Below are 14648 nucleotides of genomic sequence, written 5' to 3' on the forward strand. Positions count from 1 at the left end.
ACACAGGGTGGCTCACCGTAAATACAACGAAATTACACTGCAGTACCACGAGCTTGATTTCCCCGAATACAAGGCTTATTTCCATTTTAAAGGGATATATCTTCGGCTGCTGCAGACAGCTCGTTTGTAGTCGAAGAAGGCTTCCTCCCCGCTGCTCCGCTCTCGCTGACCACTGCTATTCCATCTGAAGTGCTCCAGCAGCTCTAGCCTCATGCTTTGGAGGGCGTCCTCCCTTGGTATGGGAATGAACCGGGCTAGCTCATGCATCGTGGGCTCGAACGTATCCAGAAGCTCCAGCATGGACATCTCGGGCCACGCGGGCTGATCGCGTCTGCTCCAGAGAGTCACCTCATTCACAGCTTCATATATTGCCGGAGTTGGTGCAGCATTTTGTGCTTCCATCGATTCACCCCCTGCTGACTCATGCCTAATTCAAGAGCCACTTCCTTCTCTGAACAATTTCGCAGATACAGCGCCTTCATAATCTCTCTGCCTGTAGCCGAGGGTAATGCATCCAACACTTGCTCGACCCAGAGGTCGCCCTCCACTGTGCTCGTGAAGGACGGCTCAGTCCATTCGTAATCTTGACCTGGACTTTCGCGTCGGTACTTGGATCGTGCCTGATATTGCAATCTCCACGCCTTACGGCGGATTACTCCCGTATAATATTCCATCTGTCTATCATGCAGGCACTCGTCGTTGCTATCTGGATAAACATTGATCTCGTCATTGAGCTCGGTAGGCATGCCTGCATACTCACGATTCCAGCCATCATTCTTTCTGAATTCCATCATCCGTACCTCCCTATCCCAGAATGGGAACATCAGTTCCTATTTATCCCATTATAAGATTTATTCTGGAAAGTGTAGCCGTACGGAAGACGTTTTTTACACGAATTTTTGGCTGTTTTCTGCTAACTGCAGATGGTCTTACCTATTGTTCTTGTGACAACAACCTGCATACTTGAATATAATCCTCCGGTCGGTTCATATTCATAAATAGCTGCTCCGCCTCCTTCGGGTCCCACCCATAGGTAGGGGACGAGCTAATCTCATACACATGCTTGCCCTTTAGCCAGTCCTGCACACGAAGATTCTGCTGCTGCAAACAGGCCTCAAGTGCTGGCAACACGCTTATATGATAGATAGCCGCTAATGGCTGTAAGCGCCCATTTACCGTGGGTACAACAGCCTGCAATGGCTTCGCAGCTCCTTCATACGACTGAAGCTGCTCCTTATCAGTCTGCTCGGAGATGCACGCAGCAAGCGCTCGAAAGACCCCGGCATGCAACAGGGGCATATCACACGCACATACCAGATTCCATTCCGTGCGGGATGCCTGCATTCCCGCATACAATCCCGCAAGGGGACCTTGCCTCGGGTGCAAGTCGGCCACGACCTCAAGACCGGTATAGGCATACGCCTCGGTATCCTGGGCCGAAATGATCACCCTTGAAGCTACAGCGCTCATCTCTGAAGCGATTCTCTGTACAACCGTCTGGCCTTCGATTAGCAGCTCCGCCTTATTCGTGCCCATGCGGCTCGACATACCACCAGCTAATACAATTCCTGTTATGTCCATATTGTTACCTCTCTAAATAGATTACAAAAATATTACTTTTTTATGTCACGCATGGTTTGTTTAGCTTTTCAACAAGTGATACAGTATACATAAAAGTAAGCGCTTATGCGGATGCTCGCATTCCGCTCTTCACCATCCTTCAGGAAAGGAATGGCTGTAATTGCAGAACGATACGCAACCAACGATGCCTTCACCCTTGCATTCTCTGAAATTATATAATTTCTTTCTGTATGGTGCCATTGCCATCTTCAGCAGCTTTCTGCCCCTGTATTTCCAGGATATCGGAATGAGCAAGCTGGAGATCGGAACTCTGATGGCGATTGGGCCCTTCGTGTCTGTCTTCGCTAACCCGTTCTGGGGATATGCCTGTGACCGATCCCAAAATATTCGCCGCATCCTGTTGATCATGATCGGGGGAACCTTGCTTTTTTTGCAAGCGATCTTCTATGTACATACCTATACGTTGATCTATTCTTCGATGATTCTGTTCTTTTTCTTTCAGAGTCCACTATTCACCCAGACGAACAGTATGATTCTTGGATATATTGATGGGACTAATCGCAAATTCGGCTCATTCCGGATCTGGGGCTCACTTGGCTGGGCTCTCATTGCCCTGCTCGCTGGGCCAGTGATTGACCGCTTTGGGGCCAGCAGCATCAGCACGATATTTACGGTCCTGCTGATTGCATCAGTAGCGGCCCTGCTACTGCTGCCTCCATTACGTGCCAGCTCGGATGCGCCCAGCGTGAATATTCGGGGATTTGGCAAAATTCTGATGAACGGCTACTTTATGACCTTCATTCTATTAGGCATTCTGGTCTCGATCCCCAACGCCATCAACAGTGCCTTCATGTCCCTGTACATTACAGAACTCGGTGGGTCGGTTGGGTCCGTCGGTGCAGCTGTCTTCGCTTCGTCCATCCTTGAGGTGGTCGTCTTTCTGCTGTTTGATCGTCTCCTTGGTCGCAAAATGACGACGATGATCGGCTGTCTGACACTAGTCAGCCTGTTGTTCGCGCTACGCTGGTGGCTTATGTCCGCTGCCACGGACCCAATGCATATCATCCTTATTCAAGGGATGCACTGCATTACCTTCGGGGGCTACTTCTATGTAGGTACACAACTGACGCTGTTGTTCGTGCCCCGCGAATTCCGTTCATCCGGTCAGGCTTTGTACACATTAACCTGGGCTGGTATCTCGGGTATTATTGCCGGCTTAGCTGGAGGGTGGCTGTTCCAGAACTTTGGCGGTGAGATTATGTACAAGGTCGGTGTCACCCTCGCCCTACTTGGAGCCACTGGATTCGGTCTTATGTGGTATATGCTGCGCAAGCATGGGTATAGCCCCCCTCAAGAAGAAGGCCTGACAGAAATCTCCTGAGCTCGACAACGTTGACAAAGGAGTTCCACGCCGCGTGCAACTCCTGCGCGCGGCGTAATGACACACGCACCTGTGCCAACCTGCACATCCAGATCTGACTCCCAATCAGTGAACCGTCTATAACTCAACTATTCGCCTCTTATACATCTCATAACCCCAGAGCAATAATGCCAGACCGCTTACGGCGGCCCCCAACCAGCACACACCACCCCATCCTGCCCAAGCATACATCTGCGTAGAAGCGATGGAGCCTATAGCACTGCCTATCGAATAGAAAATCATATACGCAGCCGTCAATCGACTCTGCGCCTCTGGGCGCTCTCTATAGATCAGGCTTTGGTTCGTGACATGAATCGCCTGTACAGCCAGATCCAGCAGAATCACTCCGACCACCAGATACACGGTTGAATGGTAGATCAGTCCAATGGGTAGCCATGCCAACAGTAGCACTAGCAATGAGAAGCCTGTCGTACGCTGGCCGAAACCTGCATCTGCCCATCGCCCCGCACGAGCTGCAGCAAAGGCTCCGGCAGCACCAGCAAGTCCAAACATCCCAATGGTGGTGTAGGACAAAGACAGCGGAGGAGCACTTAGTGGCAGCACCATGGAGGTCCACAAGATACTGAAGCAAGTAAAGATCAGCAGCGTCAGCAAAGAGCGTATCCGCAGAACAGGCAGATCACGGTAGAGCTGGAATATCGACAGAAGCATATGCTTGTAGCTCAGTCGTTCATCCCGACGTGCCTCAGATTTGGGCAAAAGGAAGAAGAGTGCAAGTCCGCCAAGCAACGTAAGTCCTGCAGAGACAACATACACTGCTCGCCAGCTCAGCCAATCATTCAGTGTTCCCGCTACTGTACGTGCTAGCAGGATTCCTATAACAATACCACTGGTCACAAGGCCGACCGTACGCCCACGTTCTGCCGCCGTGCTGAATACAGCTGCGGTGGCTACCATCGTTTGTGCTACAACCGCTAACAGTCCAACCATGGCAATTCCCACGAGCAAAGTCGTCATATTCGATGAGATCGACACCCCTATTAATGCCACTACCGAGCATAGCATTTGCATAGCAATTAGTCTCCGCTTGTTCAACAGGTCTCCAAGTGGGACAAGCAGTAGTAATCCTGCCGCATAACACACCTGTGTCACGGTAACAACCATGCCAATCATTGAAGGTGACGCCCCAAATTCATGAGCTATAGACTCCAGCAAAGGCTGAGCGTAGTAGATATTTGCCACCGACAGACCGCTGCATAGCGCCAATAAGAGAACTATAGAACGAGATAATACATATAACGATGCGGCAGCATGAACCGGATTTTCCTTGCTAGCACTCATATACATTCCACCTTAGTTGAAAGTAATCACACTCATTTATAATGTACCGATGGGTACAATATAATACGTGAATTAACATACTTCAACTTCTACACAAGTGTCAATAACAACTTGAATATCTCCGTGATTTCGCCAAGCTAATCATCCTAACACTGTAATTAATATGGAATATGTATCATCGTATCTTGATTACGTTCACCTGCTTGACGTTCCTGATTCACTTCTTTATGATTAATATACTTATCGGTATGAAAAGGTGGGGCACTATGGTAAGAACACGTGAGTTTAATACGGAAAAGGCTCTTGATGCTGCGATGCAGGTATTTTGGGAAAAAGGTTACGAAGCTACATCCCTGACGGACCTGACGCAAGCCATGGGAATCCAACGGCCAAGCCTGTACGCCGCCTTTGGCGACAAGAAGGGACTATTTGAGGCTACACTCCGCAGGTATACCGCCCAGCATGCTGCACAGATCAGGACATGGCTACAGCAAGAGAGCACCGTCAAGGCTGCCTTCCGGGGATTGTTCGAGAGGATTGGCGCAGTGAATGAGACACTTGCCTCCTGCCAGCGCGGCTGCTTCTGTATTAACACAATGGTGGAGCTCGCTCCGCATGATCCCCGATTTGCCATACTTACTCGCGAGCATCAGCTATATTTAGCGGCTATATTCAAGGAGGTCATCGAGAGGGGGCAACAGAGCAAGGAGCTCTCCAACAGCTTGGATGCGGGAGCGTTGGCTCAATCTCTTGTCATCACGATGATCGGCTTGACCGTCTTGACGAAGTCAGGCCCTGATCCTGTCTTTATCAAGCACAGCATAGAGACTACACTAACATTGCTTGAAGAAGAACGTTAAAACAAAGACAAAAGCCGCAGTACAGGCCCTGGCTGAATGAATCAGCGGGTCTGTCTGCGGCTTTTGCCAGATACACTTCTATTGCTTATATTGCTATGATCATGCAGCCCTAGCTTATAGATGTGGCTTGCAATTCATCTTATCTTTCAATTAGTTGGACTTTGGTAGCTGGAAGGAGCTCTTCAGCGACACGACCCGGTTGAATACAGGGCGCCCAGGCTCGGATAGCTTAGGGTCTACATTGAAATATCCATGGCGGAAAAATTGGAACTTATCCTGTGCTTGTGCTTCCTTCATATTCGGCTCCACATAACCGTGCATAATTTGAAGCGAATTCGGGTTCAGCTCGTCCAGGAATGTCTTCTCCTCGCCGGATTCTTCGACGATCTCCTCTTCCTCTACCAGCTTTTCTTCTGCCTTAACCAGCGGCTCATAGAGACGGAATTCCGCTGGTACAGCCTGAGTGGCCTCTACCCAGTGAATAGTCCCTTTCACCTTACGTCCAGTGAAGCCTGTACCACTCTTCGTCTCAGGATCGTACGTACAATGAAGCTCAATCACCTTGCCGTCCGCATCCTTGATGACGTCATTGCACTTGATGAAATAAGCATGCTTCAGACGAACCTCGTTGCCCGGGAATAGACGGAAGTACTTGCTAGGAGGGTCTTCCATGAAATCCTCACGCTCGATATAGATTTCACGAGAGAATGGGATCTGACGAACTCCCATCTCTGGATTCTCGCTGTTGTTCTCAGCCTCCAGCATCTCGACCTGTCCCTCAGGGTAATTGGTGATGACAACCTTGAGCGGGTCAATAACCGCCATTGTACGAGGGGACTTCAGCTTCAGATCCTCACGTACGAAATGCTCTAGCACCTGCAAATCAATTTGCCCGTACGCCTTCGAGATCCCTGTCTCATACACAAAATCACGAATAGCCTCTGGCGTATAGCCACGGCGTCGCAACCCGGAGATCGTCGGCATTCTTGGGTCATCCCAGCCATCGACATGACCTTCGTCGACGAGCAGCTTCAGCTTGCGCTTGCTGGTAACCGTCTGTGCCAGGTTCAGGCGACCGAACTCGTATTGACGAGGTACATTCTCCATCTCGCACTCCGCTACGACCCAGTCGTAGAACGGACGCTGATCCTCGAACTCCAGAGAGCACAGTGAGTGCGTAATACCTTCGATCGCATCCTCAAGCGGGTGAGCATAAGCATACATCGGGTAAATGCACCACTGATCTCCGGTATTGTGATGATGAGTATGGGATATACGGTAAATAACCGGATCACGCAGGTTGATATTCGGTGAAGCCATATCAATCTTCGCGCGCAGCACCTTCTCACCATTCGCATACTTGCCTTCACGCATCTCGGCAAAGAGCTGCAGATTCTCTTCCACAGAACGATCACGATACGGGCTGTTCGTCCCTGGCTCTGTCAGTGTTCCGCGTGTCTCGCGAATCTGATCAGCCGTCTGATCGTCCACGAAGGCTTTGCCTTTGCGAATGAGTAATTGGGCCCGCTTGTACATTTCTTCGAAGTAATCTGAGGCATAGAATTTAGCCTCCCATTCATAGCCGAGCCACTTGATATCCTCCTGGATCGACTGAACGTACTCTATATCCTCTTTGGCAGGATTCGTATCATCGAACCGCAGATGGGTGCGGCCACCGAATTCGTCAGCCAGCGTGAAATCAATCCAGATCGCTTTGGCATGACCAATATGCAAATAACCGTTAGGCTCTGGAGGGAAACGGGTAACGACTTCCTTTACCTTGCCACTACGAATATCTTCCTCAATAACCGCCTTGATAAAATTCGGGGGAGTGCTTGGCTTCTCCACACGTATCAACCTTTCTCTACATAAAATCAGCTTTGAACATGAGAGTCCTATCCTGAGTTTCCAACTCGTTACTCTTAAATATACCTTTTCCTGCCGGATAGATCAATGTATTCGGTCTTGGCCTGCACAAAGCTTGATGTCAGCCACAATTTCCCCGCCAAAAGTTAAAAAGAGTTAACGACTTCTGCTTCACTTTTCTATATAGTGTAACTATATCTAGCCTACGATGTGTAGCTAACATAACGTAAGCTAGAACGACAGATCTACATCATGAAAGGAGTCGGGTTATGCTCAGCTTTATAGTCGCCCTCGTATGGTCCGTGATGATCTCATCGGACGACCCGATCCAAGCCATCGCACAGATGCAGCCAAAACAGCTGCATGCTGTTGCTTCAGAGGATTCATCTGTCAAGCTCTTCCGCGGTCCTGCTAAGCAAGGGATGTTTCAGCGTGTCATGCTACAGAGCGGGCAGCGCTCAGCTCAGTATGCTTGGACAGGCTCTGCCCAGCCCACTGCGGAGCCTCAACTCTATCTGGAGGATGTCACAGGCGACGGACAGCCCGAGATTATTGCCATTCTTACGCAAATATCCGGGACAGGAGTCGAGGTACAGCAGATTCATGTAGTTGATCCACACACGATGATGGAACATCCGGTAGAAATGGCACAGGAAGCTATCGAGCAACGGGTACAGACCCAGGTCAATGTGGGCGAGGTTACCGTTCAGTGGGATATCGAAATTGACGGTCAGAACTACAGCTCCACCCGTAATCGTTCTGATTTTTATGCCGATCCTTCCTTATTCTCGGATACGATTAATTTTCACTCCTATCAGATCTATTCTACGTCTCCTCAGAAGCTGACACTCCACGCCTCTGGGTATATCTTCCCATCGGAGTATGTCGCCGACCTTGAGATAGATTACGATTACGTTGATGGGGGATTTCAGGTAGGTCTAATTCGGCTAGTGCCGTAGTCTTTTGACGAGTATGACGGAATCATGTAGCATAACTATAGATGAGCCGCCGCACTGGATCACAGGCTACTACAGGATAGAAAGAGGGTATCCATTATGTTTACATACGCGCTGGACGAGCGAACATATCTGAAGCCGCTTGCGCGCGAGGACGTTCAACCCCTATTCGAATTGACCGAGCTGTCACGTGAGCGTCTTCGACAGTGGCTTCCCTGGGTAGACCATACCACCGAGATGAGTCATACCGAGCAGTATGTGCAGGGGGCTCTGCAGATCGCCGCCGAGAAGGGCGCCATTACCGCTGGAATATGGATTGACAGGGAATTAGCTGGCATCATTTCATACCATGCAATCAATTGGGAGCATCGTTCAGTAAGCATTGGCTACTGGCTGGGACATGGATATGAGGGACAAGGCATCATGACGAATGCCTGCCGTGTGTTCGTAGATCACGCCTTGGTAGAGCTTGATTTGCACCGGGTCGAGATTCGCTGCGCTACCGCCAACCGGCGTAGCCGTGGGATTCCGGAACGACTGGGATTTGTGCTGGAAGGGATTATTCGCGAAGCAGAGAAGCTGCCGCAGGGTTATGTGAATCATGCCGTATATGGCATGCTCCAATCCGAGTGGAAGCAACTGCGATAAGAACCTGGATGCAGTGCAGCGTGCTTTTCATTTTATAAGAGGAATATTACGTTTAGTATTTTTCAAGCCATCACCTGGGTTCAGATGTGAGCATAGAGCACTACTCTCCCCAGTACCATAGGATGTTATCAGATATTATTAAAAAAGGTATGCTGGCCGTTACTCGTCAGCATACCTTTTTTAGTATCAAGCTTAACCCCTAATATAAAGTTCAAACTTCCATCAAGCTCTGTTCAGGATACTTCCCCCTATCGCTCGCGATAGGATACGTCCCACCGGGTATAAGCCCATAGGCAGGGCAATTATTGTGCCATCTAACTGGTCATCTCCTCAACAGCGAGCTTGTTCAGTTAGTTGCCTCTACGCCTAACGACTGCAATACATCGTCTACAATGCCCTCATTAGCAATGATACCGGAATATAGCCAGCTTCGCTCCTTTGGCATCGTATATACATGTCCTGCCTTGACCGCTGGTAAGGATAGCCATATTGAGCGTTTTAATGCTTCGGCAGTGCCTGCACCCTCGCTGTTCACCAGGAAGATGTGATCGGCATCCAGCTCTGCGAGCTTCTCCAGAGATACAGGCATCCAGTTCGCTCCTGTGCTCTCTAGCTCCTGCGCCAGATTTGGCTTGTTGATCCCCAGATCCTGATACAGCACCGTTCCGCTGGATCTGCCTGGATCAACCATGTATACATTCTTCTCCGTTACCCATAGCACTATAGCGGATTCGTCCCCAATCGCTGCATGAATCTGCTCCTTCGCTCCCTGAAGCTTACGATCATATTCTTCAAGACGCTGTTCAGCCTCTGCCTTCTTGTTTAACAGCTCTCCGACCTTGAGGAAGGCCTTCCGCCAATCCCCAGTCTCCTCCTCACTCAGTACATAGGTTGGAGCAATGGCATGATACTGCTCATAGAGCCCCTTCTCAACGGATGCTGCATTTTCCACAATGATCAGATCAGGCTGGAAAGAAGCAACCTGCTCTGGTGGCAGCTTACTATCGATTAATGGAACATCCCCCAAGGCATCCTGCAAATAATCCTGCTTCGAAGTTGAATGTGCGGACCATTGTGCTACTGGAGTCACACCCAGCGCAGCCAGATGATCTTCCAGATATGAGGCTAGTACACGCTCTGGCTTAGCAGGAATCATGACTTCATGGCCCATCCCGTCTACTACAACCCTGTCTTGCTCTTGTATCTGTTCCTGCGCCTGTTCTCCTGTATCATTGGTGCCTGTACTCGCTGCCTGACCACAAGCTGACAGCAATAGAATCATCACCAGACTCATCATCGCCTGCATCCAGCGCATACGGCGTGTTCCAGTTCTACTTGCCATAATTACGTTCCTCATTTCCATCCATAAAGTTTAGTACAATATAGATGGTAATGATTATCATTCTCTATGTCAATAATAGCCGAAGCAAGTGTGCCTCGACTACCGTCTGTTTTTTGCTAGATGCAACTACTAGCTCTTATTTTATCCTCCAGATTCAGATCCATACGCTCCCTACATCTCACCTAATAACGTATCAAAGCAATCCTCTGCATCCGTTTACAATTATGAGCCTTCTTGCCAAGTGATCCGGGAATAGATGCCATCCAGGTAATACGCCATCAGAATATCGTCTACATATTGTCCCTCAATATAGAACTCCCCGAAGAGACGCCCCTCTTCCACAAATCCACACTTCCGATAAAAGGTAAGCGCACTGATGTTGCTGGAGAGGACACGTAGACTAATCTTCTTAACTCCACGCTGAGCAGCCAGCTCCAACAAAGCCTTCATTAACGCTGAAGCAATTCCTTGCCGCTGATATCGGGGATGCACAGCAATATTAATCTCTAATACATGACTGTTGCTTGCCAGAAGGGTCGGAGGACGAAAGCCTACATAACCGCACAAGGTCTCGTCCTGCACAGCTACAAGCTGAGTTCCCGGAGGAGTATGCCGGAGATATTCTCCACGTGTCTTCCAAGACAATGAGGCCGGTGCTGTCCGTTCATTCCACACAAGCTCATCGAGTGCCATCAGCCCGGGAGCGTCCTTAATTTCTGAATCTCTTACAATAATCGATTGTCCTATAGACACGTCACTTCCAACCCTTCACATAAATGCTGTAGCTTTTTTTCCATTCATTGTAACACAACAAAAGGAGAAGCACATCGGCTCCTCCTTCCAGTTCAAGCAACAACTGTACAAGAATCGCAAGTTGTTTGTGCACGTATTCCATATTCCATTTAACCACAAACCAGCTGTGCTTAATCACTTGTTCTTGCCGCTTGTATTACTGCTTGTATTACTGCTTTATTACTGCTTGTAGTACCGCTTATGTTGCCACTTAATCCTACTTCGCGATACTACATATCCTTAGGATGAGCTGCCTGCCTGAATCTCTCCCGTCCGTGGAGCATGTAGGTCTACTACAGCCCGATTGCGGTTCAGCCAGCCATGCAAGAGGAAGAACAGCACACATAGTACAGCCGTTCCAGCAGCCAGCCATACAGTAGGTTCAAGACCTCCATGGTCATACAGCCCTCCCATCATGAAAGGACCCAATACCCGTCCAGCGGCACCAATACCTCCAACCAGGCCCATGTAGAAAGGCGCCCCTCTTCCCCCGTGATCAGACAAGAAAGCCGGTATAGCAGGTGCAACCAGCATCTCACCCAATGTGGCCAATACCATCGCAGCCACCATTCCGGGGTAATGCCCTGTACAGAGGATGACAATATAGGCTAACAGGTAGAACACTCCGCTAAGCGTAAGCTGGCGGGATGTGGTGCCTGCCCATAATCGCTTGATCCAGGAGAGTAGCGGCTGTGCCGCGAAGATCAATATTCCGTTGAGCGTCCATAGCAAGCCATAGAGACTCTTCGGCAGTCCTTCCTCAATGATGAAAGGTGACACCCCTGTATTCCAGACGGAATTCCCCAGCCACAGGAACATCGCGCCCACACCTACATACATATAGATCCGAACATCTTGTAGTAGAAGCGCCACAGGGGCATCCGTTGTATGTCTAAGCTTCTTCCCGCCGGCCTGTACCTGTCCTTCCATATGATCGATCCGGCTCAGGTACACAAGGAAGAATAAGGCAAAGACTGCGGAGGTCACTCCGTTCAAAATAAAGCTCAGGTGATAGGAGACGTCCGCCAGTACGCCGCTCAGGGCTGTGCCGACAGCAACACCGATATTGTTCGCTACATAAATTACATTGAACAGCTCTCCACGCCGGTCAGCGAATCGGAATCCAACGAACGCCTGAATGGCGGGAAACGACATCGCATTAAAGAAGCCGACGAAGCCCATCATCACGACAAACAATGACCAGGTCGTTGTGGTAAAGGGGAGCATGAGCAAAGAGACTGCATTCAGTGCCTGCGAGCCGACGATCAGCCGCTTGACGCCCAGTCGATGATACATGGAACCACCCAGCAATTGCCCGAAGATCCCTCCGAGGGACATGATCAGGATCACAGTGCCTGCATCCGTCATGCTACGATCAAGCTCATCAAATACATACATGGACACTAGTGGCCACATGAGAGAACCACCCAGTGAACTCACTAGACTGGCGATCAGGAAAATTTTGATTTCTTTGGGGTACTTCATCAGGGCATGCATAGGTATAGGTTTCTCCTGGACTTTAAGTTGTAAAATCACATTCACGTATTGTATCACAGACCAGGATTCTCGTACATACGTTCCCTCACAAATTCTGTAAACCGGCAAGCCAGATCATATCCTCCAGGACACAAGATACCCACACTAGCTTCTTCTTAATGCCTGCTTCTTCTTAATGTCCGCTTCCTCTTTGACAACTGCAGTGAACCTTTGACACACCTTGAGCGAAGATAAGGGTGAAAGCACGTTGCGCAACGGCTCTGTAATCATGAATGGAGGTAAGACACATGAAATTAAAATCCACAAAAATCATTGTAGCTTTGACTGCCGCTAGTCTATTTGCAGGATCAAGCATGATTGCATCGTTGCCAGCCTCGGCTGCGAATACCAGCCTGCTGAACTATACGCCATCCAGCTTGGCATTGGCAGCATCAGCAACGAAGATCAAGGTATCCAAGCCAGATCAGCCCATAATCGACTCTGCAATACAGGCACTTAGAAATCTTACAGGCAACACCTATTCCATCGGAAATACCTCCCTTGTTAAGATCAACGGCGAGCAAATATGGGACCTGAGTGTAAAGGGCGTAGATTACTCCCAAATACTCATGAAAGGTACTGAGGTGCAAGGTATAAAAATCGAACAGCCATGGGATGAACTCAAAGAGTCTTATAAACAGCAGGTTCAGAAGGTCATGATGAATACACTTGGGTCACAGATAACGCCGACATCTGTCGATGTATCCATAACCTATGATAAGCGGCAGGATCATATTGGCAAGACACAGCTCTACATCCGGTCCAATGGGCACATACTCATCATTCACGATGGAGAGCTTACCAGACATACTCAAATCCTGACGAATGCTTCCATGGATTCTGCAGTCCTCAAGACTGCACAAGATGTATTCAAAGGGTGGGAGGGTGTTAAGCAGGGCGAACTCCAGCGAAGCTTGTCCTGGCTCACTCGTGAAGGAGACAAGGAGGTCTATAAGCTCGCCTTTGGCAGTGGGAATAGCCCTGCATTTATCGACATTGACAAGGCAACGGGGACCATTCTGAAGGTGCAGGCTGGAGAGCTGGAGGAATCACAAGAAGCTTACCTTCAGTCGTTGGATAAGCTCAATAGCACTAGCGAGGCCCAGCTACTGAAGCAAGCCATCAAGCAAGCACCCGCTTTACTTCAGCTTGACTTGAACGGCTATACGACCAAGAAGGACCCTAAGATGACAGGCATTGTCCACTTCACCAAGCCAGGAGCTCCCAAGATCACCGGTCAATACAATGCGAATGGGCAGTTCTATATGATGGAACGAGCTCAATAACGGATTCCATAAGGAGGATTTGATATGCACCACATTTCTAAAAAAATCATCGTATCTCTAACAGCCGCAGGATTGCTTATAGGCACCCCGTTGTCCGCTATACTCCCAGGATCGAACGCACAGGCTACTGCAAAATCAGCCTCTGCCAGCAAACAGAGCAAGCCTAGCAAGGCTATCGTCACCGCTGCCGAGAAGGCTCTGAAGGAGTTCACTGGCCGTTCCTATTCCATAGGAGAAGCCTCCCAAGTCACGATCAATGGCGAAATGATCTGGGATCTGAGAATCAAAGGAGTTGAAATCTCACAGGTTCTCATGAAAGATAGCAAAGTGCGGAGTATTAAAATGGAGCAAAAGTGGAGCGAACTGAAGCCGTCCTATCAACAACAAATCCAGAACATTATGAAACAAACTCTATCGGAGTTCAAGACGCCTGATTCTATATCACTATCCATCGATCATTCGAATCATCTGAAGAATAAGGGCGAAATCCAGATACACGTCAGATCTGGGGACCATATCATCATTATTCATAACGGCAAACTAACCCGACATACTCAAATTCTGACGAATACTAGCATCGACCCGGCTATACTTGAGAAGGTCCAAAGTATATTCAAGGGATGGAGTGGTATCAAGCAGGGAGAGCTTCAGCGAAGCCAGTCCTGGCTGACTCGCGAAGGAGACAAGGAGGTCTATAAGCTCGCCTTTGGCAGCAGTAACAACCCGGTATACATTGACATTAACAAAGCAACAGGAGTTATCCTGAAAGTCGATGCCCCTGAATTACAAGGTTCGCAGGAGGAATTTGTCCAATCGCTAAAAAAGCTCAATAGCATCAGCGAGGCCCAACTGCTAAAGCAAGCCATCAAGCAAGCACCTGCTTTACTTCAGCTTGACTTGAACGGCTATACGGCCAAGAAGGACCCTAAGATGACAGGCATTGTCCACTTCACCAAGCCAGGAGCTCCGACAGTCTCTGGCCAGTACAATACGAATGGGGAGTTCTATATCATGGAACGTGCGCAGTGACCTCCACTGGATAAAAACGAGAACACCCTA

14 protein-coding genes are annotated in these 14648 nt (G+C 49.2%); 6 read left to right on the top strand and 8 right to left on the bottom strand.

Annotated features, from left to right (window positions below; translation table 11 throughout):
- Positions 1-75: 75 nt before the first annotated feature.
- The 3 genes from MKX74_RS25665 to mobA form a co-directional block, all read right to left on the bottom strand.
- Positions 76-402 carry a hypothetical protein gene (locus tag MKX74_RS25665; protein WP_341180196.1) on the bottom strand — a complete coding sequence of 109 codons (327 nt, stop codon included), beginning with the start codon at positions 400-402 and terminating at the stop codon, positions 76-78.
- Positions 354-794: a sigma-70 family RNA polymerase sigma factor gene (locus MKX74_RS25670; protein ID WP_341180197.1), complete on the bottom strand. Its 441-nt coding sequence runs from the start codon at positions 792-794 to the stop codon at positions 354-356. The genes MKX74_RS25665 and MKX74_RS25670 overlap by 49 nt, the downstream gene beginning before the upstream one ends.
- Positions 795-933: 139 nt before the next feature.
- Positions 934-1581 (bottom strand): molybdenum cofactor guanylyltransferase, encoded by a 648-nt coding sequence (gene mobA, locus MKX74_RS25675; RefSeq protein WP_341180198.1) that lies wholly within the window; start codon positions 1579-1581, stop codon positions 934-936.
- Between the two features lie 184 nt (positions 1582-1765).
- Here mobA and MKX74_RS25680 point away from each other — a divergent pair, with 184 nt between their 5' ends.
- Positions 1766-2962 (top strand): MFS transporter, encoded by a 1197-nt coding sequence (locus MKX74_RS25680; RefSeq protein WP_341180199.1) that lies wholly within the window; start codon positions 1766-1768, stop codon positions 2960-2962.
- Between the two features lie 117 nt (positions 2963-3079).
- Here MKX74_RS25680 and MKX74_RS25685 read toward each other — a convergent pair whose 3' ends face one another.
- On the bottom strand, positions 3080-4303 hold the full coding sequence (locus tag MKX74_RS25685; RefSeq protein ID WP_341180200.1) for an MFS transporter: 1224 nt from the start codon (positions 4301-4303) through the stop codon (positions 3080-3082).
- Positions 4304-4569: 266 nt separating this feature from the next.
- Here MKX74_RS25685 and MKX74_RS25690 point away from each other — a divergent pair, with 266 nt between their 5' ends.
- Positions 4570-5163 (top strand): TetR/AcrR family transcriptional regulator, encoded by a 594-nt coding sequence (locus MKX74_RS25690; RefSeq protein ID WP_341180201.1) that lies wholly within the window; start codon positions 4570-4572, stop codon positions 5161-5163.
- A 150-nt stretch (positions 5164-5313) separates the two neighbouring features.
- Here MKX74_RS25690 and MKX74_RS25695 read toward each other — a convergent pair whose 3' ends face one another.
- Positions 5314-7011, bottom strand: coding sequence for a glutamine--tRNA ligase/YqeY domain fusion protein (locus MKX74_RS25695; protein WP_018884099.1), 1698 nt, complete (start codon positions 7009-7011; stop codon positions 5314-5316).
- 287 nt (positions 7012-7298) lie between these two features.
- Between MKX74_RS25695 and MKX74_RS25700 the strand changes: the two genes are divergently transcribed.
- On the top strand, positions 7299-7988 hold the full coding sequence (locus MKX74_RS25700) for a hypothetical protein (protein WP_341180202.1): 690 nt from the start codon (positions 7299-7301) through the stop codon (positions 7986-7988).
- A 96-nt stretch (positions 7989-8084) separates the two neighbouring features.
- On the top strand, positions 8085-8633 hold the full coding sequence (locus MKX74_RS25705; RefSeq protein WP_018884097.1) for a GNAT family N-acetyltransferase: 549 nt from the start codon (positions 8085-8087) through the stop codon (positions 8631-8633).
- A gap of 346 nt (positions 8634-8979) precedes the next feature.
- Here MKX74_RS25705 and MKX74_RS25710 read toward each other — a convergent pair whose 3' ends face one another.
- From MKX74_RS25710 to MKX74_RS25720, 3 genes are all read right to left on the bottom strand, one after another.
- Entirely contained in the window at positions 8980-9975 is a 996-nt protein-coding gene (locus MKX74_RS25710) for an ABC transporter substrate-binding protein (RefSeq protein WP_341180203.1), read from the bottom strand.
- Between the two features lie 222 nt (positions 9976-10197).
- Positions 10198-10728, bottom strand: coding sequence for a GNAT family N-acetyltransferase (locus MKX74_RS25715; RefSeq protein ID WP_341180204.1), 531 nt, complete (start codon positions 10726-10728; stop codon positions 10198-10200).
- A gap of 279 nt (positions 10729-11007) precedes the next feature.
- Positions 11008-12264 (bottom strand): MFS transporter, encoded by a 1257-nt coding sequence (locus tag MKX74_RS25720; RefSeq protein ID WP_341180205.1) that lies wholly within the window; start codon positions 12262-12264, stop codon positions 11008-11010.
- A gap of 287 nt (positions 12265-12551) precedes the next feature.
- On the opposite strand from MKX74_RS25720, the gene MKX74_RS25725 reads away from it, so the two are divergent.
- Complete coding sequence (locus MKX74_RS25725; protein WP_341180206.1) at positions 12552-13589, top strand: hypothetical protein; 1038 nt, start codon at positions 12552-12554, stop codon at positions 13587-13589.
- Positions 13590-13613: 24 nt separating this feature from the next.
- On the top strand, positions 13614-14618 hold the full coding sequence (locus tag MKX74_RS25730; RefSeq protein WP_341180207.1) for a hypothetical protein: 1005 nt from the start codon (positions 13614-13616) through the stop codon (positions 14616-14618).
- Positions 14619-14648: the final 30 nt, after the last annotated feature.

Origin of the sequence: Paenibacillus sp. FSL K6-1230, from assembly GCF_038002385.1 — a bacterium.
Taxonomy (GTDB): Bacteria; Bacillota; Bacilli; order Paenibacillales; family Paenibacillaceae; genus Paenibacillus; species Paenibacillus massiliensis.

What these genes read in the sequence shown, in the direction of transcription:
- MKX74_RS25665 (WP_341180196.1), bottom strand. Translation starts at nt 402, where the DNA reads ATGGAAGCACAAAATGCTGCACCAACTCCGGCAATATATGAAGCTGTG.
- MKX74_RS25670 (WP_341180197.1), bottom strand. Translation starts at nt 794, where the DNA reads ATGATGGAATTCAGAAAGAATGATGGCTGGAATCGTGAGTATGCAGGC.
- mobA (WP_341180198.1), bottom strand. Translation starts at nt 1,581, where the DNA reads ATGGACATAACAGGAATTGTATTAGCTGGTGGTATGTCGAGCCGCATG.
- MKX74_RS25680 (WP_341180199.1), top strand. Translation starts at nt 1,766, where the DNA reads ATGCCTTCACCCTTGCATTCTCTGAAATTATATAATTTCTTTCTGTAT.
- MKX74_RS25685 (WP_341180200.1), bottom strand. Translation starts at nt 4,303, where the DNA reads ATGAGTGCTAGCAAGGAAAATCCGGTTCATGCTGCCGCATCGTTATAT.
- MKX74_RS25690 (WP_341180201.1), top strand. Translation starts at nt 4,570, where the DNA reads ATGGTAAGAACACGTGAGTTTAATACGGAAAAGGCTCTTGATGCTGCG.
- MKX74_RS25700 (WP_341180202.1), top strand. Translation starts at nt 7,299, where the DNA reads ATGCTCAGCTTTATAGTCGCCCTCGTATGGTCCGTGATGATCTCATCG.
- MKX74_RS25705 (WP_018884097.1), top strand. Translation starts at nt 8,085, where the DNA reads ATGTTTACATACGCGCTGGACGAGCGAACATATCTGAAGCCGCTTGCG.
- MKX74_RS25710 (WP_341180203.1), bottom strand. Translation starts at nt 9,975, where the DNA reads ATGGCAAGTAGAACTGGAACACGCCGTATGCGCTGGATGCAGGCGATG.
- MKX74_RS25720 (WP_341180205.1), bottom strand. Translation starts at nt 12,264, where the DNA reads ATGCATGCCCTGATGAAGTACCCCAAAGAAATCAAAATTTTCCTGATC.
- MKX74_RS25725 (WP_341180206.1), top strand. Translation starts at nt 12,552, where the DNA reads ATGAAATTAAAATCCACAAAAATCATTGTAGCTTTGACTGCCGCTAGT.
- MKX74_RS25730 (WP_341180207.1), top strand. Translation starts at nt 13,614, where the DNA reads ATGCACCACATTTCTAAAAAAATCATCGTATCTCTAACAGCCGCAGGA.